The following is a 25,807-nucleotide window of genomic DNA, read 5'->3' as shown; positions in this document are numbered from 1 at the left end:
TTAGAAGAAATCATCCTGGAACGCCAGATCGATAATGACCGGGTACTTCTGATACCCCGTTTCCGTTTGTGCGTCTTCCAGTATCAACCAGTACTCATTGCGACGGTTGAAGTTAGCGCCAATCAGCTTCAGCGTAACTTCGCGTACGCGTTTTTCCATGGTGCTGTTATCACTGTCAAAGCTGATGCGCTCTTTGCCCGAGACCACATTGTTGGCGTTGTCGACAATGTAAATGTTCAGGATACGCGGTTCATAAAGTTCGCCCACCGGATGCGTCTGCAACAGGCTCACTTTATCGATATTGTTCACCAGCTTAATCATCGGATGGTAAGCGACAATATCCACCGGGCGGCGCTGTGGCTGTTTTTCTGCGGCGGTTTTTTGCAGGGCTTTTATCTGCAATACCGGAACGCAAACCTCCTGCAACATGGTGCCGCCATGAACGAAGCGCGCGCCGCCAGAGAAATGGAAGCGCTGGATCCCTTTCGGAATAAGGAACTCGCTGTTGTCGCTCACGCCTGCGGTATCCGCCACTTTCCCTTTCCAGCAAAAATCATCGGCAGGAAGCTTATGGCCGATAATAAAGCGTTTGTGGTTTTTAATCGTATTGTCTGGCTTGATCTGCAGCGTGGTTTTATCTTGCCCGGAAAGGGGCTGCTGCTGGAACAGGAAACCGTGGTCCGCCGTGACAATAATGCGTGTACCGTGGAGACGGTTAATCACACGGGTCACTAAATCCTTCAGTTCAATCACCGCGTTGCGGCACGCTTCGAAGGTCTTCTCCTCCGTAGATGCACTGTCACCCATGGCATCAATGGTGTTATGCCAGATATAGACGACTTCGTAATCGCGAATAAGATCCCGTCCTTCCTGATTTTTCCATTTCAGCAGATCGTCGGATTTTACTGCCATCCCTTTATATTTCTTCAGAATGGTATCGCGATTAGGCGTACCTGAGGTAGACAGCCCGTCTGCATAAACGATATCGCCATTACCCGGTTGGTAGCACATCTCGTCATGTGGCAGCAATGCCGCCATTCCCAGCTGGGTATAGCTGGGTAACACGCCTAATTGGGAACGCAGTTCGGCAGTAAAGCGCTTCTCGGTATTGATCTGGTTGCCCAGCTCTTCTGCCACTTCATAACGCAGCGCGTCGGAGATAATCACGAACACGCGCTTGATTTGTGTATTGTTAAACTGTGGCTTAACCACCTCATTATAGAAGTTTTGCTGCCGTGGAACGCCCGCAATACGCCACTCCTGCATACGGTTTTCGGCTTCCAGAACCTTATTCCAGCTCCGGCTTAATTCTGCCAGATACCAGTTGGAATACAGCGCCTCGATATAGTCATCCAGGCTTTTCAGGATCATTGCGCCTTTGCTGTGAACCAACAGCGCGTATTCATTAAACAGGCGGTAGGCCTGGTCAAAGCGGAACAGCTCCTCGCAGTACGCTTTCCAGAACGTTGCGCTGTCCTGATAGTGGAAACCGTCAATATGACGATTACGCAGATTCAGCAGTCGTTCAGCCTGACGAAGCGCGTCATAGATGGCGTAGTATTCCTGACGCGTCTGACACCAGTATTTGCTCTGTCGTTCGGACAGAAGCTTCTTAAAGGCTTCACGGTCAAGCGTGGTGCTCTCTTCCAGAAGCTGCGTCACCAGCGCATGAATAACGGTCTGCTCAATGCTCAGCGTGGTTTCGCACTCGTGCAGATCATACGGCGAGCTGAGACGGTACTGGTCTTCTGGACGCAGCGCATCCTGCATCTGCTGTGCGCAATAATCATAGGCTTCTTTGTAGCGACGGTCGGCGCGCCAGGTGACCATGAAGGCCAGCGCTGAGGCTCTGCCTGACGGCGTTGTGAGCACGTTTTTTTCCAGCCATTCGCGTTTCTGCGGATCAGCCTGTGCGGAAATATCGGTACAGAACAGTTTGAGGATCAGGTTTTCCAGCGAAGGATATTCAGCCTGATAGCCCATTTCCTGATTCAGAATGTCCCACAGCACGCCTTCAAGATCGTGGCGTTTCAGCATCGCCAGCGTGTTTTCGAGGTCACTGTCGTCATCTTTCTGCTGATTAACGTATTGGGTAATCAGGCTGAAAAGAATCTCTTCCGTTTTTGCGGTTTTTACGCCAGCGATGACCGCAACCATCTTCTTATCAAGGGAGGCTTCGTTTTCCTGCTCAGTCACCAGGCCTTTTAAGACAGCAAGACGTTTAGTGCTGAAAAATGCCTTCCGGCGTTGGATATGCTCACGTAGGCCAAGCTGCGGAATGCCTAACGTATTCAACGTGATGGCGGCGAAGTCGGCATGGAATTCCGTACTGTAAAGACGAATATCCAGCAGCCAGTCGAACTCTTTGGGAGGTACATCGTGGGGGAACCACAGCAAAAACTGCTGTTCTGGTTCATCGATTTCAATGCGCTTTTTAACCGCCAGCTGCGACTGGTCGGTCATATCGAGCAGCGTGACGTTCTCCAGTTCGAGGTTATCCAGCTCTTCGAGGAAACGCTTATCGGGATCGTGCCAGAAAACGATGCGATGTTCGGCGAATTTTGCTTTAAGGCCGGCAATAAATTCCTGATTTTGCAAGGTCACAATCCCATGTTGATTCTGTATATTCGAAGATGCCTGAACGCCTGGAAACCGTGTTCCGCGTTCTGACATAAAGCCGCATTTTATCATGAACTGGAGGTGACGGATGCCTGAATAAGGCTGGTTTCCCGTATCGAGATCACCACCGGGCTAAAGCCCGGTGGTGTGGGAAGGTATGCTATCTGACTTAAATCACCTCAGGTGCACTGCCGGTAATGGCTTTCACATCCGCCAGCAGATCGCCAAACTTACCGTAGTTAACCTTAACGCCATCGTCGAGATCAATACTGATTCTCATATCAGCATAGTGGCGTAAGCGATCGTCGAAGCTGCGTAGTTCGTTGAATTTCTTGCTCAGGTTGTCACGCTCACGCTTGAGGCGCGTGGCTTCGCCACCGGAGGCACCATCGACCTGTTCGTTCAAACGATCGATATTAGCCTGGTAGCGCGCCAGCAGCGGCACCACATATTCGGTACGCATTCTCGCCAGCGTCGCATCGTTGTAGCGATGCAGATAAACCAGACACTCAAACGCTTTCTCTTTACCGGAGCTGAACAGCCAGTAGATCGGACGCTTTTTATACATCTTCATATGATCTTTCCAGAACTGGGTGGAAAGATAGCGGCGGATGGTATCCAGCGCAGATTCACCTTTTTTCGGCTTGATCGCGTATAAACAGAGACTTTCGGCGATAAATTCGAGATTTTCCTGCAAGTGTTCTTCGCCCCAGACGGTGCGGACAAACTCTTTGACGCGAGAGGTGACGTCATCGTCAAACCACTCGTCATCCATCAGAGGCAGGATGCCGTCTTTATCGGCAGGGAAGGTTTCGTAGGCACCTTCGGACACGAGATCGGCGAAGCCTTTGTTGCCTTTGTGGGCGTAGACGAGGCCTTCGCGATCGAGGGAGTAGCGGCCCATTTGACAGCCAATTGAGAAAGATAGTAATTCGATAAAAGTATCGCTGAGCTCCCTTTTTTGTTGTTCTTCTGGTGAAATGTTTTTTCCATAGCGATATGATGGATTACATATTAAACTAACTTCGTTTAGTTCAACTTCATAATTTAGTAACCCATTAAGTCCATATGCCACTATATGAGTACTATTGTTTTTTTCTTCAAGTAATTTAAATTTTTCAATTAACTTCTTATTTTCATTTTTTAAATCAGAAAAAGCATGTGAAATTAAAAGATGTTTCTTACAAATAATAGGATTTACTTTAAAATCCCATGACGACTCGTAATTGTCCCAATCCATCTTCGATAACTCAACAAGAGTCTTAGCGATTTCAGATGATTTATCTTTAACTTCAATAACTGGAACCTTGCCTACATCACCAACTTGAAAGTGGAATGATGCGTTAGTTATTGATAAAAAATAATCAAACAATTTTGTATTAGCCAGAGCTAACAAAGAAAACTGTTCACTACGATCCGGATAAAAACAGTGTCCAGAAATGTCATGAAATGTATCATCAGGAGCGTAACGGCAGCTAAAGTTACCGCTTGTTAGATCCGTCCAAGTACATTTGGGTGAGGACAGTTTTTCTAACCCCATCAAAGTAGAATTTGGCTGAGCAAGAATGAAATGTTTATTCCGGTTGTATCTTAGAACATATTCAAGGTTACCATACCATTTTCGATAGCTGCCTCCCTTTAGATATTTTATCCATTTAGGTATCGCCTCCTGTTGAGAAAATTCGGTATAATCAATCTCATGCCAATAGCGTAAAAACTTATCATTATTAGCTGTTTGCATACCTACCTTTGGGAATCCTCTATCCTTAAAAGGCGTACCACGCATGTAGCAATCAATAACATTTTTATGTAGCCAATACGCAATAGGAGTTCCTGGTATTTTTTTGAAATCGTCTTGGCTAATATTGTAAAAAACGTTTTTGCGACTAATTAACGTATTTTTCTTTTGCTCTTCATTACCCTCAATTAAACGATAAAAAGCACATTGTTGCAATGCGGAATGGTTGTTTCTGATCACCCAAGCCGTAGTCTGAACTACTTCTCCGGAAATTTGCGCGAACGCCCGTGGGCCTAGATGGGCCATGGTAATAAAAGTTTTATTATTTAGTAGCCATTCACGTAAAGACACATAACTGGATAAAAACATCCAAGACTGCATATTTACTTGTGCATTAAACCCATTTTCTTTAAGCAAAGAAAATTCATGCTGCATAAACATCGCAAACAAATCAGCTTTACTATCCGGGAAATTATTTTTGGCAAATTCTTTCAGCTCGCCATTCATCCCTTTGCCACCCATATACGGCGGATTTGCCACCACCGCATCATACCGCTGCGCCAGTATCCACGCCTGCTGAATATACGGAATAAACGCTTTCGCTGCGACCTTCTGCTGGAAATCCCCTTCCTGTTCCAGGCGATACAGCGCATCGAGAAACGCCTTCAACTCCGCTTCTTCTTCCTGCGGCACCTGAATCAGCGAGCCCAGCGTTTTGGCATTCACAAAGCGTTTCAGCGTGCGCATCAGCAGCTGATATTCGGCGCTGTCGGTATGGGGCAATGCGGTATTTTCGGCAAACATATCACCCATGCTGCCGGTCTGGCTCTGCTGGTGGAAGTTCAGCTGCTGCCACAGCTTAGCAATATCCAGATGCAGGCTCTCCTGCAGGGAGACAATATTCAGGCGCACGTCGCGGGTGAATATCCGGCGGTCATCCTGACGGGCCATCATTAATAAGGCAAAGCCGGAAAGCTGGGCAGCGCGGTCGTCGATGTCGAGACCAAAAATATTATTTTCCAGAATCAGCTGTGGAATATCGCGGGCGCGATAGCCGCGCTCTTCGTAGATATTTTTCAGCACGTTATAGGCTTCAATTAAAATATGCCCGGAGCCGCAGGCCGGATCGAGCACCTTGATGCTTTCCGGTTCAATACTGGCAGGCGTAATGGCTGCCAGTTGCGCCTGAACTTCCGGCGTCTGTTCAGCAGGCTCAATGTAGTAGTCCATTTTGCTTTTCAGCGGCGAGTCTGGGTAGGTCTGCAACCACTGGCGGCCGACGGAGTTCTGCACCAGATACTGCACAATCCAGTTTGGGGTAAACAGCTGGGTGGCGGCAGGAATATCTTCGCTCTTTACTACCTTGCCAATAACCGCATCTTTTTTCTCAGAGATATAAAACTGATACAGCCAGCCGATAACTTCAACGTCTTCCCAGTCTTCAGGCGGAATGCCATCCACCAGACCGCGCAGAATGGAGTCGGTGCGGGTCAGGTTATCCGGCAGCAGCAGTTCGGCTTCATCGTCGACCGCTTCAAACAGGAACGGCATCGCACGGTGCAGGGCGTGGCACTGGGCCAGCAGCAGTTCACGGTAGATGGCTTCGTCCTGGTTGCCGGACAGCTTCATTTCGACCAACTGTGCCTTTTTCTCTGGCAATAATGCTTCCGCCACTTCCGGCACATGGTCCAGCACTTCAAAGTCGGTTGGATTATCCGGGTGCGAGAGCATGCGGAAACCGTGGTCAAGGTAACCCTGGATCTCCATATAGCGAATGGCGCATAAGCGGTTGAACCAGGTGTAGGCACAGTGCTCAACCAGAACGTCAAAGCCCTGTTCACGGGCGCGTTTGACCAGACGATCGCGGCGGGTAAGGGTAGATTTAGAGTAGTCGAACTGGCCGTAGCGCACGGTTTCGCCGACGATCTCGGCATCCGCAATTTGCAGAGTGCCTTTTTTATCGACGGAAATTCCCAACGTGGTCAGCTTCTGGATCACTGCGTCGCGGAACTGGTTACGAGCCTGTGGAGCATATTTTTTGATATTATTGGTATTCATAGAAAATCCTGCAAAGGGCAGCAGAGCGCTGCCCTGAAATGGGGGTTACTGAAGACGAATCCGGTCACCTGCCTCAATGGCTGCCAGCAGGGCAGCACGAAGCGTATCCAGCGCTTTTTCCACCTGCTCAGCGGTTTCCAACACTTCACCACCGGTGGCTTTGCGCATCTCGCTGGCTACATTGACCAGATGCGTTTTTTTCGGTACCGGTTGGATAACGGGTTTTTCTACCACAACATAGGTCTGTTGTGATTCTGCAGCGCGTGTAGCTTCATTCGCTGCTCGTAGCTGGGCTTCCTGCTTTTTACGCAGCTCGTCGATCCACTGGTTAATCTTCTTCTCAGCATCCGTTTGCAGCGCTTTCGTCTCTTGCTGTTCCGCCAGAATTTCCGGAATCGAATGGCTGACCTCAGCGCGTTTTCTGGCTTTTTGCATCGGCAGCAGAACGCTGTTTTGCAGCTCCGACGTGGCGTGCGCTTCCTGCAAGCGTTGACGGCTTTCCTCAATGCGCGCGTCAATACGCTCCAGGGCGTGCTGGCGGTGCTGTTCGACTAACTGATGGTTGACGTTCTGGACCTGTTCAATCAGCGGCGTGATGCGATTGAGATGCTTATAAGGCTCCGGCATCTGCCAGATGTTTTCCAGCTCACTTAATGCTTTTACCGCCACGGCGTCTTTTTCCAGCGCGCTGCGGTTGGATTTAAAGCTTCCGTTCAGCGCAGCCCCCAGCTTTTGCCAGGTGGAGAACTGCTTGCGGTAGAAATCGACCAAATCTTCGCGATCTTCGCTGAAATCCAGCAATTCGTTTGCCAGGCTGGTGACCTTCTCAATCAGAGCAAACTCTTCTTTTTCGCTAAGAATGGAATTCAGCAGACGCAGACCTGACTCAATCTCATTTTTGCCTGGATTGTTTCCACCTTCCGCTTTCGCTCTGAAGACATTCAGCTCTTGCTTCCAGTCGTCGAAGACCTGACGGATATGTTCGACCAGTGCGGGTTCTTCACGTTCGCTAAACGGCTGTTGGGCAATCTCCGCCATGGTTTGGGCGGCTTTGCGAATTTGTGATTCGTCGTGACGACGAATTTTGTGCAGACGTAGCTCGCTGTGGCGACGGCTGTTATTAAACAGCTCCCACACCTGCTTACGCTCAATATTGTTATTCTGCTGGCTAAAGCTGAATTTGCCTTTACGCGCCAGACGGGCAACCAGCAGCTTCACTTCTTCTTCTGGCCATCCATAAGGACGACGAGCAAAGTGGTTCAGAATATCGCGTAAATAGACCGGTTTATTGAACTCGATGTTCATGCTGACCCAGGTTTCCACTTCCCGCATCGCCTCGGGATTAGATTCCTCCAGCTCGCCTAGATCCAGCTCTGTATCATTCTCTACTGTAAGCAGCGCATGGATTTCACGTGCGATATCGCCGTTGAACGGCTTCAGCATTTTTAGCTTGGCAAACGTGTTTTCAATCACATAGCGGCAGGCTTCATCGACAATGTTCGATGGCGTGGAGGATTTTTTCGGTAAGCGCTCGCCAATTGCCCAGACGTCTGCTTCTGCAAGTAGTGATTCCAACTGAACACGGAGTAATTTTTCCCGGTTGCTGTTTTCACGCGCTTTTTCTGAGAGCAGGGTTGCCTGTTCCGGACGTTGCCCGGCGTTATCTTTGAGGAACTTTTCAGTCTGGACGACTAAATCAATATCGCTCCAGGTACGGCCCTCTTCGGGCAGACGAATCAAAATACAGCCGTCGCCTTCTGACGTATAAGGGCGACAGGTCGCATCGCTGTTATAGAACGTATAGGTCGGATCTTTAGGGGTCAGGATCTTCACCACCAGATCGTTAAGCACTGCGCCGTCTAATGGGTGCCCGTTCAGGAAGCGGCTGATATCAAAGTCTTGCTTGTTAGCCGGATAACGATATTTACGGCTTTTCAGAATGTCATCAAAGATGATCGATGCCAGTTTTTTGTTGATCGCAGAGAAATCGACATCAACGTTACGGATCTCGTTTTCGATCTCTTTTTCTTCGTTGGTCAGAAACACATATTTATCTTCAACGCGCGCAATGAGCATCAGGCGTTCAAGCGTGTTCAGACTTTTTTCGACCCGGCGGCGCAACTCAACTTTATCGGCATCGATCCTATCGATAGATAATGTGACCAGGTTATCCAGGGTGCTTTTCAGCGTTTCCACATAGCGGATCAGGAACAGCGTTTTCAGCAGGTTGCCATCGAACTCATCAAGAATGCCATTCTGGCAAGCCTGAGTGATGGTGCGGCTAACGGCAGGTTCCAGGAAGCTCTCAATGGCGGCATAGAAGCGCCAGAAAGGCACCAGAGAATCCAGCCCTTGCGCTGAGATTTGCTGCGCCGCCGTCTGGAATGCCTCCAGCTGAGAACGCTCACCCATGGCCAATTGTTTACCCGCTGCACCTTTCGTCCGAATAGATTCAAACACTTTTTGCAGAATCTGATAGTGCCACGGGACAAACGGGTAGTTGTCAACGAACTCTTCTTCGCTGGTAAAAGGACGTAGTGCAGTAGTTGTTGTAGGGTCAAAAGCCAGCTGGTTACGCAGGATATCGCCTTTCTCTTGCCACACTTTTGCCAGCGCCGCTTTTGCTTCGTCAGTCTTTACCAACAAACGTTTCTGGATAACTTCTGATGTGTTAGAGCTGGAAAGTTGCAGGCGTGTAGAGAAGCGCCCCTGGATCTTGGAGAAGTCCTGTCCGTCGCGACTGCTCATACCACCGATTGCCGCATTGATATCGGCCTGCGAAGTCACGATAACCCATGCGCGGCCACCGCAAATTACCCCAAGGTTTTCAGTAATAGTCTGCAGCTTCAGCATCATTTGCGTATTTTTGCCAATGAACTGACCGACTTCATCCACCATAAAGAGGATGTTCTTACCATTGTCATCCAGCCACTCTTTTACCCACTGGCAAAAATTATTGATATCCAGCGGGAAGTTTTTGTCGAGTTGTTCCACCCATTGGCGGGAGGCTTCAAGACTTTGCTGCGTGGCCTGGCTTAACGCTTGTGCCATGTCATCGCTGATGAAGTAGTAAGCGTCGCGCTCGTCTTCCCAGCGTGAGCCATTGATATCGGCAAACGCGGTTTTAAAGGTTTCATACTGACCGCGTTTATCCAGCTCGCGCTCAAGATGGGCAATATGCGGAAAATCAGCGCAGTAGCCAATGCGTTCGTTGAAAACTTTCAGGAAGACTTTAAGAATGGCATCTTCTTTGTCATCTACGTTGGCACGCGAATCAATATTGAACAGAATGACTTCAGTCGGGTAATGCACCGCTTTGTTAATATCGGCAAGGAATAATGCATCTTTGATTTTCTCTTCAAAGAAGGAGTAAGCATTACGTTCCGTACCGTTATGTGTAACTTTGCGGTTAGATAAAAGATAAGAAAGAATCTTAATAAAGTGCGATTTACCTGAACCGAAGAAGCCTGAAACCCATACGCCGATCTTGTTTTCCATACGGATCCTTTCCGGGCCAGTGGCAGGAACATAGGATTCGAAGAAATGGCGAAGATGGTTTTCCAGTTCGCGGGTGATGACATATTCATCTAACTCGATGTACGCGCTGGCATCATCGGTTTGCTCTGCTTTGACTACCCCGTTTATATTTCGTTTTAGAGGTTTTTCAAAAATCTGTTCAATATTCATTGTTATGCTCTTCATTGAGGATTCAATGTTGCTGCGGGTCCCGTATCTGGTACCAGTCTGAAAGCGCGATAATAATTTTGTGAACCGGTGTCTGTGAGCGGGGAAAGGTTGTACCCGCTGTAGGTGCCAGGATAAAACATCAGCAGTGGGGTGAACCCCATGACATCCTGCAAGGCACTCATCAGTTCATGACCGCGTACTAATGGCCAGGCGTTGCCCATGCCGGTAAGAATGACAAAATCCTGGGCAGCCAGATCGACTTTTTTCGCTATAAAATCAGCGATTTTTTTCTGATTTAACGGACCAGCAAGCTGCTTTTTCAGCGTCTCAGTACCCACTTTGACTTCCTGCTGGCAGACGCGCTCGAAAAGGCCGCGCTCATTGAGCATATCGATGATGATTTGGAAGACATTCAGACAGGCAAATTTATGGTCCTTTTCCAGATGCCGGAGCAGATATTTCAAATGCTCCCGTACCTGCAGTTCGCACTGTGCGGGATAATCAAAGATCCAAAAACCAATTTCATTTCCGGAGCCGTTATTTTTGAGGAAGCGATCTTCGTTAATGCGGCTCTGGATTTGAGACAGGCGATATTCAAGAACGGGATCTATCACCGTTTTCCCTCCAGAATAGATATCAAGTCCTGTTGCCCCAGGCGCTGTAACACTGCCTGAGTTTCCGGTAAAAGGTAAACTGCCTGCAGGTTACGTCTGCGGGGCGTATCCACATAACCCGCTTCAGCAAGCGCCTTTACCAGATTGTTTCCCATTTTTGCAATAGATGAATCTGAGTAGCTGGCGAGTACCGGATGCTGGCGAACCTGGCTATTCACAAATTCGTTCCAGCTATTGCCAGGCAACTTTTCCTTGAACTGCCTGCGCAGATCGTTCACCACTTCAGCCAGAAAATCCTTAACTACCGGCGAATGTAGCGTCAGAGCCACAAACAGAAGTTGTTGGCGTTCCCGCTCACTACCTTCGGCAATCAATGTCCACGCGCTTTTATCAAGAGTGTTCAGGCGAAGCTTGATTGTTGCCGCGTAACGTTTTGCGGTGTTAGGAGAAGAGGCTTGTAAAATGTTGTGGCCAACAATTTGCTCTTGCCATGTCTGTTCATCGGGATCGGTTAGCAACAGTTCGGCAATGACGCGGCTTTCCCTGCTCATGAGCGGTCCGCCCAGCAAGTCTCCTATCCATGCCTTGTCATTTTTAATCATCGAAAAACCCTCTGAAGACTGGAATGCAGCTCGCAAAAAACAAAAAGTGATTGTAATGGGGGACCGGGCGAGATGCCATGAGAAAAGGCAATTTGTGAGAGGGATGATCGCGTTATGTACAACACATAAACGGTTTCCTGATTACCCATGACCCTCAGCCAGCTTCAAGAGTCGATATGGCATCGGAGGGCTTGACACGACTGCATGCCCCAATTCTACCAACATGCTATTGAGATCAAAACGATGATTAAACCGGAAGCAGTATTCAGCAAGATGCCTTGGTAAATGCTTCGCTCCGAGCTTATGACAACTGCCCCGCAGCGAGTTTTTCACATTTCCTATCATCGTGTTTACCCAGTTGAATGCCGGATGATCCAGCCAGTCCAGGTTGCCCCCGGTGACAACACCCAGGTGCTCACAATTGGCCTCCTTGACCGCTTTGAAACAGGCCAATCCATCGGATATCACCGCGCTACCACTGGCAATATGCCGTTTTGCCCAATCAGCAACGGACTTGGTTTTGAAACCATCGACCACCGTCATCCGCATCTTGATTGGATGTCCTTCCTTGTTCAGGGCCACTGCTGCCACAAACGGCGTCTTGCCTGCCGCGCCCCGACCCCGTTTGCCACCACGGCGCTCGCCACCCCAGTAGACATCATCGAGCTGAATGATGCCGCTGATGGGCTGCTTGTCATCGGACTCTTTCATGGCTTGCAGCAGCTTGTGCTTGAGCATCCAGGCGGTGTCATATTTGACGCCCAACTGGCGCTTTAGCTCCATCGCTGACAAGCCTGTTTTGGTTTGTGACAACAGGTGCATTGCCAGAAACCACTTGGTCAGTGGGAGCTTGGTGTTTGCGAAAATCGTGTTTCCAGTCAATGACATCTGGTGACGGCAGTGATTGCATTGCCACACACGTGGCCGCCTTCTCAGGCGACAACAGGTCTTGTTGGCACATTCAGGGCAGACAAAGCCGTTAGGAAAACGCCAAGTGAACAGCGCGTTTTCGCACTGAGCCTCAGTGCCATAGTCCTTGAGAAACTCAAACAGGCTGTAGCCTTTCTGGAATTGGATTTTGCTTTTGGCCATGATCTCGCACCTCGATAACTGTACGTAAGATCAGTATAGTTCGTGGTAACTGACTGCTAATCATGGGTAATCAGGAACGGTTTTGGCGAGAGTCATGCTTTAGCCATTTCTATAAGTGAGACTGGAAATGACCCTATATCATTCCCATTGAATGCATCAGCTTAATCGATTACAGCTCAGGAAATAAAATTTTAACTGTGTTAAAGTCCCTGTAAAATGAGTTAAAAAAGGAAGATAAACGTGGCGCTGTACAATATCGCAAATAAAGAACTACATGCTTTAGAAAAAACGACCTTTACTCTGGAAGGATTACAGGAACGTTATGATTTACAAGAAGCAATCAAAAAAATATAGATATTATTGCTCCTGATTGTCTGGTGATTTCTGACTGGGAAGATAGCCATCGGCGAATTGATTTATTGGCAATCGATAAACAGGCAAATTTAGTGGTTATCGAATTAAAACGTGATGAAACGGGTGCGCATATGGAGTTACAGGCACTACGATATGCGGCGATGATTTCCACAATGAGTTTTGCGAAAGCATGTGAATATTTCCAGACGTATTTGAAAAAACAAAACTGCGATGCCGATGCGAAAGAAAAAATACTTGAATTTGTTGAGCTGGATGAAACTGAGCTTGTTGATTTCGGAAAAGATATCAGAATTGTTTTGGCTTCATCGGATTTTAGCAAGGAACTGACTACCACTGCGATTTGGTTAAGAGATAAGGGGGTAGACATTCGATGCATTCGTCTGACGCCTTATAGATTTAATGATGATGTTCTTATCAATGCAGAGCAAATTATACCGGTTCCTGAATTGGAAGAATATCAAGTTAAGTTTCGTGAAAAACGTGATGAACAACTAATTAGCAGTCAGAAAAAAGAGAAGGACTATACGTGGTATATATACAAAGATAAAAAACTTAATAAACGTAATTTAGCGCTTGAGTTATTACGCGATTGGATAAAACAATTTAATCCTGCAAGTTATAATGATTTAATAAGTGGATTAAGTGAAGACTTTAAAAAACGTACAGTTATACTTATCGATCAGATACCAGAGAAGCAAAAGAGTCGCTATCATATCAACGAAGATGCATTGATTACACTTCCTTCTGGTGAAATTGTTACTATTTCTAATCAATGGGGTATTGTTAATATTGAACCCTTGATTGAGTTTGTACAGCAAAATGGTTTTGTTGTTGAAAAAGCTGAACAATAAATTTTTATATTGCTATAAATGTCTACATTGAAAAATAGGGAGAGCATTTGTAGCTTTTAACATCTCAATGTAAGAGATGGCAAGATTATGGGGGCGCGGTATTATCAACCTCCCCCCCTAAAAACCTCTTTCCGATGCCACTCTACACCCCCCTAAAAAGGGTAATTTTTACGCACCTGTGGCAACGCAATAGTTTTCCCGTCAAAATGCCAGAATAACCTCTCAACAATCCCTCCGCCGTTTACCGCATCCGAGACCAGTACCCGCATATTTTCATCCAGACCAATCGATCCTTTATCAAAGGCTTTATGGTGAATTGCGCAAAACGCCAGGCCATTGGGGATTTCACAAGGGCCGCCGTGCTGTTTCCATTTTATATGTGCTCGCAGATTTTCTTCCAAGCAGGGAAGTGATTTTTCCGTTTGGGAAACTATGTCAATCATCTACAATTCCCAGATGGTGAGTCAATTGACATTATGCCTAAAACCACACTTTAAGCTCCTGCTGAGATAGTCCTTCTCTGTCAAATTTTACGCCGAATGCTAAGTGGCTATTTAAAGGGAACGGGTGATTGCGGTGCTATCAGCCGGAATAAAAAAGAAATTTATTGGAGCAGGTTGCTCTTCCCCATGGGGAAGAGCATGTGTGTGAATAGCCTTCTATCACCTTCTCAGCGGATTGTTAACATTTGCGTATTCAAACGGACTGATACCCTTCTCCCGGTTCGCATCAAGAAAATCGGCCCACCATTGCAACATCAGTCGCCGTTCTTCCAGATGTTCTGCTTTATGGATATACGCAGCACGTACACCATTACGCTCCTGATGGCTCATCTGACGTTCCACAGCATCGCGGGACCACAAACCTGATTCAATCAATGCACTGCACGCCATCGCCCGGAATCCATGGCCACAGACTTCCTGGGTTGTGTCATACCCCATCACCCTCAGGGCTTTATTTACAGTATTTTCACTGATTGGTTTACGCGGGTCATGTGCACCCGTAAATATCAGACCATTTTCACCTGCCCATGTCTGAAGTTCTGTCAGTATGGCTACAGCCTGTTTGCTGAGTGGCACAAGATGTGGTGTTCGCATCTTGGAGCCCCGGTGTGAGAATTTTACGCCGGGCAGAGGTTCGCGTTCGGCTGGAATAGTCCACATGGCATTGTCAATATCAATTTCAGACCACCGGGCGTATCTGAGTTCACTGGAACGAATAAAAACCAGTAAATTCAGCATAACGGCAAGCTGGGTGACAGGTTGCCCCTTGTAACTGCTAATACGCGACAAAAGTTCAGGCAGGCGAGAAAGATCAAGAGCGGGGCGATGCTGGCGTTTTACAGTGGTCAATGCGCCAGCCATATCCAGAGCAGGATTATATCTGATGATGCCAGACTGTACGGCATAACGCATTACAGCAGATATTCTTTGCTGCAGACGACTGGCGATTTCATAAATTTGTTTAGCTTCTGCGGCACGAACAGGGATAAGCAGGTCCGGGGTACGGAGTGTTGTGATATCCCGGTTGCCGATAAAGGGGAAAACGTGTGTCTCGAGGCTTTTGAGTACTTTATCGCTGTGTGATTGTGCCCATTGTTTATTACTGGCATGCCAGCGTCGTGCAATATGTTCAAAAGAGAGTTGTAAATCAGGGACTACTTTTTTAGCTCTTTTTTGTTCGCAAGGGTCAACCCCCTCCGAAATCAGTTTTCGGGCCTCATCCCGTTTTGTACGAGCTTCGGAGAGAGAAACTTCCGGATACACACCAAGTGCCAGGGTTTTCTCCTTACCCAGAATACGATAACGGAGACGCCAGTAACGGGAACCATTAGGATGAACCAGCAGGAACATGCCGGCCCCGTCAGTGAGTTTATAAGCCTTGTCGGTGGGCTTTGCAGCCCGGATTTTTGCGTCAGTCAGTGCCATAGTTCAGCCTTCTGAATGCGTTAAAGAGGGTACAAATTCTGTCGAACTGGGGTATACCCGCAATTATACCCACACAATGGGGTTGATGTGGGGGGAATCTGGTTGAGTTCGGTAGAATTGATTTGGAGGCAGAACGCTTAAATTGTGGCGTTCTGAAACGAAAAACGGACCTCCGTGGAGGTCCGTTGATATGAATTTGGTGCCCGGACTCGGAATCGAACCAAGGACACGGGGATTTTCAATCCCTTTAAAAGAGCCCAAACGATCCATCAGCACTAACAGTTTTTTACTGGTTTACCTTGAGAAAAATGTTTAAGTTTGGTTCTTCATGACTTAAGTATTGCTTAAATACGGCGTTTCGAAGCTACCAGAATCCTACCATTATGAGCCTATACCCATAGAAGAGAAATTATCTCCCGTTCTCGCGATTCAATGACTAAAAATCAGACGGTGCAGGCTTTTAGATACTGATATTATATCTTTTGGGTAAAGTATTAATCTCTGTTGAGATAGGCTCTTAGCCCTAAAATAGCCGAGCAGCAAACGCCAAAACAACAATACTAACATTACCATTAACTGTCGCGATGGTTCTGAGTCGATCGTCTTTAAGTGTTTTACCATCAAATGTTGCGATGGTGCGGAGTCGATCGTCTTTCAGGGTCTTGCCATCAAAGGTAGCGATGGTGCGGAGTCGGTCGTCTTTCAGGGTTTTACCGTCAAAAGTTGAGATGGTTCTGAGCCGGTCGTCTTTCAGGGTCTTGCCATCAAAGGTAGCGATGGTGCGGAGTCGATCGTCTTTTATATTACGCTCATAAGCATTCTCCTGTGATACGTCCGTTCAGCACTTTACCATCCAAAATCAAGCACTGGTTTCTGTAAGTTCTGGACGCTAATCATTTGAATATGCGTTTAAAATCTATCCAGTTAGCATTAACATTAACCAGCGCTTCATCGATCATAACAGGTCTGATTCAAGTCGCCCGTTTTGTGGATCTTCCCGCTACTGGGGTTCTTCTGCCCATTGCTGACGGTGATGGCGATTTATCGTGGTCGCCCGGGTTGGGGATTTTTGATGGCATCATTGATGCAATTTGGCGTGATTTTCACGGCAGGCATCACGCTGTTCCCCTTTGTCATGCCGTCAAGCGTGAGTCCAATCTCCAGCCTGACGTTGTGGGACAGCACTTCCAGTCAGCTGACGCTGAGTATTATGTTGGTAATCGTGCTGATATTTTTGCCCATTGTGTTGCTCTACACTCTCTGGAGCTACTACAAAATGTGGGGGCGCATGACGACAGAAACTCTCCGCCGTAACGAAAACGAGCTGTACTAAGGAGCAGGAACAATGTGGTATTTACTTTGGTTCGTCGGCATTTTGTTGATGTGTTCGCTCTCCACCCTTGTGTTGGTATGGCTGGACCCGCGATTGAAAAGTTAACGAACGTAAGTCTGATGCGGCGCATTAGCGTCGTATCAGGCAATCAATAATGTCGGATATGAAAAGCGGAAACATATCGATGAAAGCGATCTTGATCCCATTTTTATCTCTTCTGATTCCGTTAACCCCGCAATCTGCATTCGCTCAGAGTGAGCCGGAGCTGAAGCTGGAAAGTGTGGTGATTGTCAGTCGTCATGGTGTGCGTGCCCCAACCAAGGCCACGCAACTGATGCAGGATGTCACCCCAGACGCATGGCCAACCTGGCCGGTAAAACTGGGTTGGCTGACACCGCGCGGTGGTGAGCTAATCGCTTATCTCGGACATTACCAACGCCAGCGTCTGGTAGCCGACGGATTGCTGACGAAAAAGGGCTGCCCGCAGCCTGGTCAGGTCGCGATTATTGCTGATGTCGACGAGCGTACCCGTAAAACAGGCGAAGCCTTCGCCGCCGGGCTGGCACCTGACTGTGCAATAACCGTACATACCCAGGCAGATACGTCCAGTCCCGATCCGTTATTTAATCCTCTAAAAACTGGCGTTTGCCAACTGGATAACGCGAACGTGACTGACGCGATCCTCAGCAGGGCAGGAGGGTCAATTGCTGACTTTACCGGGCATCGGCAAACGGCGTTTCGCGAACTGGAACGGGTGCTTAATTTTCCGCAATCAAACTTGTGCCTTAACCGTGAGAAACAGGACGAAAGCTGTTCATTAACGCAGGCATTACCATCGGAACTCAAGGTGAGCGCCGACAATGTCTCATTAACCGGTGCGGTAAGCCTCGCATCAATGCTGACGGAGATATTTCTCCTGCAACAGGCACAGGGAATGCCGGAGCCGGGGTGGGGAAGGATCACTGATTCACACCAGTGGAACACGTTGCTAAGTTTGCATAACGCGCAATTTTATTTACTACAACGCACGCCGGAGGTTGCCCGCAGCCGCGCCACCCCGTTGTTGGATTTGATCATGACAGCGTTGACGCCCCATCCACCGCAAAAACAGGCGTATGGTGTGATATTACCCACTTCAGTGCTGTTTATCGCCGGACACGATACTAATCTGGCAAATCTCGGCGGCGCACTGGAGCTCAACTGGACGCTTCCAGGTCAGCCGGATAACACGCCGCCAGGTGGTGAACTGGTGTTTGAACGCTGGCGTCGGCTAAGCGATAACAGCCAGTGGATTCAGGTTTCGCTGGTCTTCCAGACTTTACAGCAGATGCGTGATAAAACGCCGCTGTCATTAAATACGCCGCCCGGAGAGGTGAAACTGACCCTGGCAGGATGTCAAGAGCGAAATGCGCAGGGCATGTGTTCGTTGGCCGGTTTTACGCAAATCGTGAATGAAGCACGCATACCGGCGTGCAGTTTGTAATGCATAAAAAAGAGCATTCAGCTACCTGAATGCTCTGAGGCTGATGACAAACGAAGAACTGTCTAATGCGTAGACCGGAAAAGGCGTTCACGCCGCATCCGGTCACTTTACCTTCAGTTTTACTCTTTCTCGGAGTAACTATAACCGTAATAGTTATAGCCGTAACTGTAAGCGGTGCTGGCGCGTTTAATCACACCATTGAGGATAGCGCCTTTAATATTGACGCCTGCCTGTTCCAGACGCTGCATTGACAAGCTCACCTCTTTGGCGGTGTTCAGGCCAAAACGCGCAACCAGCAGGCTGGTGCCGACAGAGCGCCCCACGACCGCAGCATCGCTCACCGCCAGCATCGGCGGCGTATCGACAATCACCAGATCGTAATGGTCGTTCGCCCATTCCAGTAATTGACGCATCCGATCGCGCATCAGCAGTTCAGACGGGTTAGGTGGCACCTGACCGCGAGTAATCACATCAAAGCCTCCTTTGCCAAAATGCTGGATCACTTTGTTGAGCTCATCTTTACCTGCCAGATATTCCGACAAGCCATGTGCATTACTCACGGTAAACAGGTTATGCGAATAACCATGGCGTAAGTCGGCATCAATAAATAACACTTTTTGATCGGACTGGGCGATCACCGCTGCCAGAGTTGAACTGACAAATGTTTTACCACTGTCTGGCGTCGCACCGGTGATCATCAGAATGTTATTCTCAGTCTCCATCATAGCGAAATGCAGACTGGTTCGTAGCGCACGTACGGCTTCCACAGCAGAATCCGCCGGGTTATCCACCGCCAGGAAGGGGATATTTTTAGTACGATGGCGCTGCTGATTAGAAAATAAATTTTTCTTACGCAGACGGGTACGTTTATCCAGCCACTCGGACATCGGGATGGTGGCATAAACGCTGATGCCGTGCTCTTCCAGTTGTTCCGGGGCTTCTACACCACGACGCAACATCGCACGCGCCAGCACGGCACCCACCGAAATAAACAGGCCAAGAATAAAACCAAGCACCACATTCAACGCTTTTTTCGGTTTCACTGGCTGCGGCTGAGTGACTGCCGGGTCGATAATCCGCACGTTACCAATGGCACTGGATTTCGAAATACTCAACTCCTGCTGGCGGTTAAGTAATTGCAGATATACCGCACGGCCCGCTTCTACGTCACGACTTAAACGCAACACTTCCTGTTGGGTGGAAGGCATAGCCGATACCCGCTTATTCAGGCGTTTGCGTTCTTGCTCTAGCGTCTGGCGTTTTTCCAGCAGCGCACGATAAGTTGGGTGATCTTTCTTATACAGCTGGGAGATCTCTGCCTCGCGGAAGGTCAGCTCATTGAGTTGATTATCAACGTTCACAATCTGCTCAAGAACGGCTTTGGCTTCCAGGTTAAGGTCAACCGAATCGCGCTGCTGGCGATAAACGTTGAGTTTTTCTTCCGCCTGGTCCAGCTCGCTGCGCACTTCTGGCAACTGGCGCTGTAAGAATTCAAGGCTTTGTGAATCCTGCGCCGCCTGGCGAGCGATATTCTGTTGCAAATAGTTGTTAGCGATGCTGTTCAGAATACGAGTAATCAACTGGGGATCATCACCAGTCATGGTAAGTTCCAGCATCCCGCTTTCTTTACTGCGTTCGCTAACGGTAAAGGTTTCCTGCAACGCGTTAATCGCTTCCAGTTCGGTACGCTGGCTCAGGACAAACTGTGTTCCTGGTTTGGCCTTAATGTCCGCGATAGTCAGCGCAACGCCATCTTTTTCCAGACGCTGGCCGACCATACCATTGACGGTGAACTCTTCACCTTCCAGCGTATAGTGGCCGTTTTCCCCAACCGTGAGTGTCAGTTGCTGATCCTGACCATTCAGTTGTGGAATATGCATCCAGCTGATCGCCAGCTCACCTGGTTTTTCTTTGGTTAATCTCGCCCAGCCGCGACCCACAATCGGAAAATACTTCTGCTCAACCATGTCGCGCAGATTCAGTTCAGCAATGGTTTTACCGAGAATCATGCGCGATTGCAGCAGTTGGATCTCCGGTGCAGACTCGGGCGATGAGTTAGGGATCATATCGCTCAGGCCGCTGAGAATGGCGTTGCCCTGTTTCTGCTCAACCTGGACCAGAGTATCTGCCTGATAAATTGGCGTGCTTAACAGCGAGTAAGCGACAGCGATCAGTGTGAATAACGCGGTCACGCTGATAATAAACTTACGGTGATCCCATAACTCGCCGACCAGACGAAGCAGATCGATCTCATTTTCCTGAGTGCTGCCTGGTGGCGTATTCATATTTTTAGTTGTCATCGTATTTTATAAACTCAAATTACCGGCTGAGGCGCTTCGCCCATTCCTGACTGGCGCGCTCCAACATACCGTAGACATGTTCAAATGCGTCCTGACTTTTACGATAGGGATCCGGGATCTCTTTCTGTTCCAGCCATTGCCCAAACAGCATTGTCTTCCCGCGGACCTCGGGAGCGATTGCGGTAACCTGAGCAATATGTTCCGACTCCATTGCCAGAATCAGATCGTAATTTCGTGCCATCTCAGCAGTGAGCTTACGTCCGGCATGTCCTTCAAGAGATACGCCATGATTAGCGGCAACATCTGCTGCTGTCGCATCTGCAGGGTGTTTTACCAGACCATGAACACCTGCCGATTTGACTTTTACGCCTGGCAGACGTTTACGCAGCAAGCGCTCGCCAATGGGCGAACGGCAAATGTTGCCGGTACAAACCACCAGGATTGAGTTAAATTTTAGTTGGGCCATGTTTGAATCCACCGCGAAGTCTCTGTCAGGTCATGCACCCCGGAAATCGTCGGTACCAGCAGGGAAATCACACGGTTCCAACGAGCCAGCGGCGCGGTAGTGACATAAACAATGTCGTAAGGTTCAAGCTGGAATTCCGTTCCGAGTATCATTGCCGATGCGTCCTTCGCATTCAGCTGATAAATATTGGCGATTTTGCCATTCTGCTTGTTTTGCGTTGCACGAATAACAAAAATCCCCGTCGCATCAGCGACATCCTGATTCATACCCTCAGCGTTACCCAGCGCTTCCGCCAGGGTCATACCGCTGCGGTCCATTTTCAGCGTGCTCTGTTTACCCACTTCACCCATCACGAAGACTTTCAGATCATCGTTGCGCGGAATAAATAAAATATCGCCCGGGTGCAGCAGTTTGTTCTGGCGCAAGTCGCCACGCTGCATCAGCGCATAGAGGTTCACTTTGGTCTTTGCGCCATTCTGGGTGAGCACCACATTGCGCCAGTCTGCATCTGCGGTCAGACCGCCCGCGGCGTTAATCGCATCCATGATGGTCAGAGGAATATTGGTAATCGGCTGCTGACCCGATTTGCTGACTTCGCCGGTGACGTACGCTTTTTGCGAGCGGAACGCCGCGACGCTGACATCGACTTGCGGGCTTTCAATGACTGAATCGAGACGCGCTGTAATCTCGTTGCGTACCTGGGTAAGTGTTTTCCCGGCCACTTTCAGGCGACCAATATAGGGGTAGAAAATCGCACCATCGGCGTTAACCCAGTTGCCGGTATCACTGGCGCTACGGTATTGCCCTGCGGGGGTGGTTAGTTCCGGGTGATCCCAGACCGTAACCATCAACACATCACCAATGCCGATACGATATTCATAGTTCGCGATTTGCTGCTCCAGCTCCGGGTTAGCCTGCGACATAATCGGTTTGGCGCGCAACTGATCAATCAATCCTGGCGTGACGGGATAGATATTGACCATTTTGTCCAGGTCATACTGATTGTCAGGTAGTTCAATGACATCCTTGTTCCTGGTCGATAAATTCTGACCAGGATCAAGGGTACATGCTGTCAAAGACAGAACAGCCAATGTCAGTACCGAAAACTTAAAAATGTTCTTTTTCATTGGTTTATATTTATCAGTCAATGTAATGTTATGAATTACGTCAGGTTATTGTCCAACCGGTACTTCTCGCTCTGCCGTCATTGGATAGAGCTGGTATTTGCGTGACAGCATTTGTCCACCATCACGCGTCAATGGTGTCCACGAAACCACCGCGCGGTTGCGGTTAGGTCCAATGGTCATCAAGTCGAACGGAATCGAGATATAAAAACCTTTACTAAAGCCGCCTTCGCCATAGTCATCTTTAGATACGTTACTGATTGCCGCCCATACCCCTACCGCCACGCCGCTGTCAAAGCGTTTGGCGACGTCGATCGTTGCGCCTTTATCTTTTGCCAGATATTGCCCAACGCTAAGTTTCATCAGTACGCCATTGAGCGTCGGCGGGTTCCAGTAAGCCGTCACGAAACCTGTGGGTGTGGAATAATCGGTGAAGCGCATCATGTTGTCCCAGTCACGTTGCTTCACGTAGTTAACGTCCACACCCAGCGCCCAGCTGGCATCTAGCGGGCGATAAAGCAGCTCGGAACCGACACCGGCGTACATCGTTTCCAGATAACCGCCATACACCTGGCCATAGAAACCATTGCCTAAGTCGGCAAAGTAGTTCGCCTGCAAGTTGTTGAGATAAACGTCATTGCGAACGTAATCACGGATATGCGTGCGCACGCGGGGCAGGGTAGAGTCCGCGGGTAATAGCGAAGACTTAAACTTGTCGTAGTTATTGTAAATATTGGTGAAAATACCGCCATCAAGCAGCAGGTGGTCAGTAAACCAGTAGCGGGCGCTGGACATCAGCCCCAGCTGGAACATATAGAAATCTTCCGGGCCGCCCAGCGACTGTGAAAGTGTTGGGTTGAAAGAGTAGCTAAAGCGATCTTCACGAATACGGTAGCCCCGACCAAAGGCAGAAAGATCTTCAGCTTCAACACGTTGTTGTTGCAGTGGCTCTGATTGACCAGACGCTGTACCTGCCAGCTGTTTGCGCAGGCTGGCTACGTCGGTTTCGGTAGTCACCATCGCCATATGCTCGCGCTTTTGCGTCACGCTAATCTTCTCAACGCCTTGCGGCAGGTTATTCACCAGAATCCGGCTGGCACGATCGACCGCTTCACGAGAATCACGGTATTTGTATTGCTGACCAGACATATACAGCGTCTTATCGCGTAGCTGAATTTCTGGCGCGTCAAAGCCCGCGTTATACTTCAGGGCGGTAAGTTGGTTTGCTACCGTGGTGTACTGCAATCCTTCAGATTCAGGCGCAGGTTGATATGCCGGTTTTGGCGTATCGCGCAGGGCAGGGCGCAGATCGTTGAAATTGGTCCGTAAAGTGAAACCAAACATCAACGTGTTACCGCGTTCATAACTCAGGTTGAGGTCTGCCCAGTTGGCAGCGCGATAAACTGCACCGACGTTGAAATGGCTTGCCTGAGGCAGTTTGCCAGCGAAATCATTCTGGTAATTGTTGCCGTCGTATTCGAGTTTCAGACGCAGGGGATTCCACGGCGTTTGATACTCAATGCCGCCAAAGATGGAGGCCGGGCCACGAAAGATATCGCTAAAGCTGATATCGCCCGCATCGTGAGACTCTGCGCGATGACAATATTTATCGCTCACCCGGCAAAACGGGTTGGTAATATTGCCCGCATTACCGGCGTAGCCCCATGCCATCCCGAGGGTGAAATCAAATGGCCCCGCTTGCTTGCTGGCCACCAGATACTCACCGTCAAACAGACCCGTACCAGCAATATCACGTTTACCAAACGCCACTTGCGGTAGCCAGTAACCTTCTTCCCACAGGCGAAGTTTAAAATCGAATGATTTGTCTTTGTATGACTGATCGCCGCTGAAATCTTCCCACTGGCTATATTTACGTGTGCGCACATCCGTATAACGAATGGTGCCTTCCAGCCATGGGAACAGCGCCACGGAGGTGGAGTAGAAACGGTATTGATCGTTATCCCGGTAGTTGACGCTGAATTCACCCTCCGTTGCGATGCGCGCATTTGGCATCTGCAACAATCCTGTGCCGCCAAAGTCCGATTGCGACGAACCCAGCGGATCCGGGTAGGTTAATACTTCAGCATGACAGGCACTGGAGACGGCAATGGCCAGGCAGCTTAAAAGATAAGAATTCTTCTTCATCAGTCAGGAACACGTTGCGTTAAAACAGACACAATCTGGTCATTTAAATCAGCATATTTTTCGGGCAGTACATGCGCAGAAAAGCCTAACCAAAGCTGGCTGCCAGGCGGTGGTTCCACATGTCTTTTATTCCACAGGGCAACAGGGGCGACGACAGTCTCACCCTCAGGCGTAATCACGATAACGTTATTCTTGTCCGCGCCTGCAAGACGGGGGTGATCTTGCAGATAATCGGTAACGCTACGGCCTGCCTGCCAGGGCAATTGCCCAGCCCCAGAAACCGCACCCAGCAGAGTAATAGTCACCGGACGCTGTACGGTATAGAGCGTATAGTCCCCGACCAGCGGGGGATTGCTGTTCTCATCCACTCGTACAAAATCAGGGTCCAGTTTGACCGGTAAGCGACCAGTGATATTGAGATTGAGTAACTGCTGGCGCACGGATTTAATCGTTACCGCCACATCGTCGTCAGCTTCTGCTTCCCAGGAAGCAAGCTGTGCCATGACATGTTGGTAGTCTTTAAGCGCTTTAGCTTTCGCCGCAGAGTCGGTCAGCAAGGCACCAGGCCACCAGAGGCGATCGCGCAGTTGCGGTTGTGTCACCAACTGGGCAACATTTTCCACGGGGCCAACGGAAAGTGTCTGTTGTTCGCCAGGCAGATAAATAGTCACCGTTCCTTGCGCAAAGGCATGGGGTGTCATTACGTAAAGTACGCTGGCAATGAAATACGACTGTAATTTATTCATGGTGCGGGTTTAAGAAACGTCATTTCTACGGGAATAACCCCTGCGCCTAACATTTGCCGACTTTGACGAACCTGGCCAGTAGCCGAATCGACCCAGAATGTGTTTTGCCACTGTTTTTCTGGCAGCGTGGAAGTCACCTCTTCCTGCCAGACATTACACAGCACATCGCGACCCGCAATATGCAGCGTCTCTAATCCAGCAAAGGAAAAAGTGGAACTCAGGGTCGCAGAGCGAAAATGGTTGTCTTCACTCCAGAGAATATCGCGCGTCCAGCGGCTGCCGTCTTTTATTGCCAGCGCGTTACGCAGAGGGTCCTGCCCGGAATTTGTCACTTCCAGCAGATTATTATTAAGTTTGACGGTCTTTAAAAGACGTCCATTATGAGTAACCAGCATGGCGTTATCCTGGGATAACCATTTGCTTTGTTCTTGTTCTATATGTCCCAGTACCACAAAGATTCGTTGCCCTTCATTAAGGCGTAAATACATCGTGGAATAAGGCAACGCCTGGATCTGCTGATCCGCTACGGTGATATCCTGATTATCGAAAAGGCTGGCGCGAAATGTATCGACCATACTTTGCTGGCTGTGCGTACATCCCGCAAGAAATAGTGCGAAAATCGATAAAATAAGAGGGCGCACCTTTA

The 25,807-nt window shown here is 48.9% G+C and carries 16 protein-coding genes and 3 pseudogenes; 4 read left to right on the top strand and 15 right to left on the bottom strand.

Going from position 1 to position 25,807, the window contains the following annotated elements; genetic code table 11:
• The 6 genes from pglZ to ACOTW6_RS20320 form a co-directional block, all read right to left on the bottom strand.
• Entirely contained in the window at positions 1-2,598 is a 2,598-nt protein-coding gene (gene pglZ / locus ACOTW6_RS20345; RefSeq protein ID WP_421766282.1) for a BREX-1 system phosphatase PglZ type A, read from the bottom strand.
• 190 nt (positions 2,599-2,788) lie between these two features.
• A complete protein-coding gene (gene pglX / locus ACOTW6_RS20340; protein ID WP_421766281.1) occupies positions 2,789-6,415 on the bottom strand; it encodes a BREX-1 system adenine-specific DNA-methyltransferase PglX in 3,627 nt (1,208 codons plus the stop codon).
• A gap of 45 nt (positions 6,416-6,460) precedes the next feature.
• Positions 6,461-10,102, bottom strand: coding sequence for a BREX system P-loop protein BrxC (gene brxC / locus ACOTW6_RS20335; protein WP_421766280.1), 3,642 nt, complete (start codon positions 10,100-10,102; stop codon positions 6,461-6,463).
• A gap of 11 nt (positions 10,103-10,113) precedes the next feature.
• The gene (locus ACOTW6_RS20330) at positions 10,114-10,716 is read right to left on the bottom strand and encodes a DUF1788 domain-containing protein (protein ID WP_000566901.1); all 603 of its coding nucleotides are present in this window, start codon (positions 10,714-10,716) and stop codon (positions 10,114-10,116) included.
• Entirely contained in the window at positions 10,713-11,315 is a 603-nt protein-coding gene (locus ACOTW6_RS20325) for a DUF1819 family protein (RefSeq protein ID WP_097595476.1), read from the bottom strand. The genes ACOTW6_RS20330 and ACOTW6_RS20325 overlap by 4 nt, the downstream gene beginning before the upstream one ends.
• 144 nt (positions 11,316-11,459) lie before the next feature.
• Positions 11,460-12,410, bottom strand: coding sequence for an IS1595-like element ISKpn3 family transposase (locus tag ACOTW6_RS20320; protein ID WP_172750868.1), 951 nt, complete (start codon positions 12,408-12,410; stop codon positions 11,460-11,462).
• Positions 12,411-12,650: 240 nt separating this feature from the next.
• Between ACOTW6_RS20320 and ACOTW6_RS20315 the strand changes: the two are divergent.
• Positions 12,651-13,636: pseudogene (locus tag ACOTW6_RS20315) on the top strand (hypothetical protein).
• A 152-nt stretch (positions 13,637-13,788) separates the two neighbouring features.
• On the opposite strand, the pseudogene ACOTW6_RS20310 reads toward ACOTW6_RS20315, so the two are convergent.
• The 3 genes and pseudogenes from ACOTW6_RS20310 to ACOTW6_RS20300 form a co-directional block, all read right to left on the bottom strand.
• Positions 13,789-14,019: pseudogene (locus ACOTW6_RS20310) on the bottom strand (HNH endonuclease); the annotation flags it as partial.
• A 279-nt stretch (positions 14,020-14,298) separates the two neighbouring features.
• Positions 14,299-15,564 carry a tyrosine-type recombinase/integrase gene (locus ACOTW6_RS20305; RefSeq protein ID WP_080865721.1) on the bottom strand — a complete coding sequence of 422 codons (1,266 nt, stop codon included), beginning with the start codon at positions 15,562-15,564 and terminating at the stop codon, positions 14,299-14,301.
• Between the two features lie 523 nt (positions 15,565-16,087).
• Positions 16,088-16,366: a hypothetical protein gene (locus ACOTW6_RS20300; RefSeq protein ID WP_338404821.1), complete on the bottom strand. Its 279-nt coding sequence runs from the start codon at positions 16,364-16,366 to the stop codon at positions 16,088-16,090.
• A gap of 171 nt (positions 16,367-16,537) precedes the next feature.
• Here ACOTW6_RS20300 and cydB point away from each other — a divergent pair.
• The 3 genes and pseudogenes from cydB to appA form a co-directional block, all read left to right on the top strand.
• Positions 16,538-16,897, top strand: a pseudogene (gene cydB, locus ACOTW6_RS20295) (cytochrome d ubiquinol oxidase subunit II); the annotation flags it as partial.
• 12 nt (positions 16,898-16,909) lie between these two features.
• Positions 16,910-17,002 (top strand): cytochrome bd-II oxidase subunit CbdX, encoded by a 93-nt coding sequence (cbdX, locus tag ACOTW6_RS20290; RefSeq protein ID WP_000270305.1) that lies wholly within the window; start codon positions 16,910-16,912, stop codon positions 17,000-17,002.
• Positions 17,003-17,081: 79 nt separating this feature from the next.
• Positions 17,082-18,380 (top strand): bifunctional acid phosphatase/4-phytase, encoded by a 1,299-nt coding sequence (gene appA / locus ACOTW6_RS20285; protein WP_109867319.1) that lies wholly within the window; start codon positions 17,082-17,084, stop codon positions 18,378-18,380.
• A 119-nt stretch (positions 18,381-18,499) separates the two neighbouring features.
• On the opposite strand, the gene etk is transcribed toward appA, so the two are convergent.
• The 6 genes from etk to gfcB are packed head-to-tail and all read right to left on the bottom strand — an operon-like array spanning position 18,500 to position 25,802.
• Positions 18,500-20,680, bottom strand: coding sequence for a tyrosine-protein kinase (etk, locus tag ACOTW6_RS20280; RefSeq protein ID WP_047731730.1), 2,181 nt, complete (start codon positions 20,678-20,680; stop codon positions 18,500-18,502).
• Positions 20,681-20,699: 19 nt separating this feature from the next.
• Positions 20,700-21,146 (bottom strand): protein-tyrosine-phosphatase Etp, encoded by a 447-nt coding sequence (etp, locus tag ACOTW6_RS20275; RefSeq protein WP_000057871.1) that lies wholly within the window; start codon positions 21,144-21,146, stop codon positions 20,700-20,702.
• Positions 21,134-22,273, bottom strand: a complete 1,140-nt coding sequence (locus ACOTW6_RS20270) for a polysaccharide export protein (protein ID WP_106613226.1) — start codon at positions 22,271-22,273, stop codon at positions 21,134-21,136. Before ACOTW6_RS20270 ends, etp begins: the two co-directional genes overlap by 13 nt.
• Before the next feature lie 45 nt (positions 22,274-22,318).
• Positions 22,319-24,415 (bottom strand): YjbH domain-containing protein, encoded by a 2,097-nt coding sequence (locus ACOTW6_RS20265; protein WP_214602676.1) that lies wholly within the window; start codon positions 24,413-24,415, stop codon positions 22,319-22,321.
• Positions 24,415-25,161, bottom strand: a complete 747-nt coding sequence (locus ACOTW6_RS20260) for a capsule biosynthesis GfcC family protein (protein ID WP_213828758.1) — start codon at positions 25,159-25,161, stop codon at positions 24,415-24,417. The genes ACOTW6_RS20265 and ACOTW6_RS20260 overlap by 1 nt, the downstream gene beginning before the upstream one ends.
• Positions 25,158-25,802, bottom strand: a complete 645-nt coding sequence (gfcB, locus tag ACOTW6_RS20255) for a lipoprotein GfcB (protein WP_106613225.1) — start codon at positions 25,800-25,802, stop codon at positions 25,158-25,160. Before gfcB ends, ACOTW6_RS20260 begins: the two co-directional genes overlap by 4 nt.
• Between the last annotated feature and the right edge of the window lie 5 nt (positions 25,803-25,807).

Source organism: Enterobacter cloacae complex sp. IR5403 (genome assembly GCF_049238705.1).
In the GTDB taxonomy this organism is placed as follows: Bacteria; Pseudomonadota; Gammaproteobacteria; order Enterobacterales; family Enterobacteriaceae; genus Enterobacter; species Enterobacter hormaechei_C.
The sequence above is the reverse complement of the archived record's forward strand: the minus strand, read 5'-3'. Positions and strand labels throughout refer to the sequence as shown.

Excerpts from the sequence above, each read along its gene's own strand:
- pglX (WP_421766281.1), bottom strand. The coding sequence starts at position 6,415 with ATGAATACCAATAATATCAAAAAATATGCTCCACAGGCTCGTAACCAG.
- ACOTW6_RS20270 (WP_106613226.1), bottom strand. The coding sequence starts at position 22,273 with ATGAAAAAGAACATTTTTAAGTTTTCGGTACTGACATTGGCTGTTCTG.
- ACOTW6_RS20320 (WP_172750868.1), bottom strand. The coding sequence starts at position 12,410 with ATGGCCAAAAGCAAAATCCAATTCCAGAAAGGCTACAGCCTGTTTGAG.
- ACOTW6_RS20305 (WP_080865721.1), bottom strand. The coding sequence starts at position 15,564 with ATGGCACTGACTGACGCAAAAATCCGGGCTGCAAAGCCCACCGACAAG.
- etp (WP_000057871.1), bottom strand. The coding sequence starts at position 21,146 with ATGGCCCAACTAAAATTTAACTCAATCCTGGTGGTTTGTACCGGCAAC.
- brxC (WP_421766280.1), bottom strand. The coding sequence starts at position 10,102 with ATGAATATTGAACAGATTTTTGAAAAACCTCTAAAACGAAATATAAAC.
- appA (WP_109867319.1), top strand. The coding sequence starts at position 17,082 with ATGAAAGCGATCTTGATCCCATTTTTATCTCTTCTGATTCCGTTAACC.
- ACOTW6_RS20260 (WP_213828758.1), bottom strand. The coding sequence starts at position 25,161 with ATGAATAAATTACAGTCGTATTTCATTGCCAGCGTACTTTACGTAATG.
- cbdX (WP_000270305.1), top strand. The coding sequence starts at position 16,910 with ATGTGGTATTTACTTTGGTTCGTCGGCATTTTGTTGATGTGTTCGCTC.
- ACOTW6_RS20265 (WP_214602676.1), bottom strand. The coding sequence starts at position 24,415 with ATGAAGAAGAATTCTTATCTTTTAAGCTGCCTGGCCATTGCCGTCTCC.
- etk (WP_047731730.1), bottom strand. The coding sequence starts at position 20,680 with ATGACAACTAAAAATATGAATACGCCACCAGGCAGCACTCAGGAAAAT.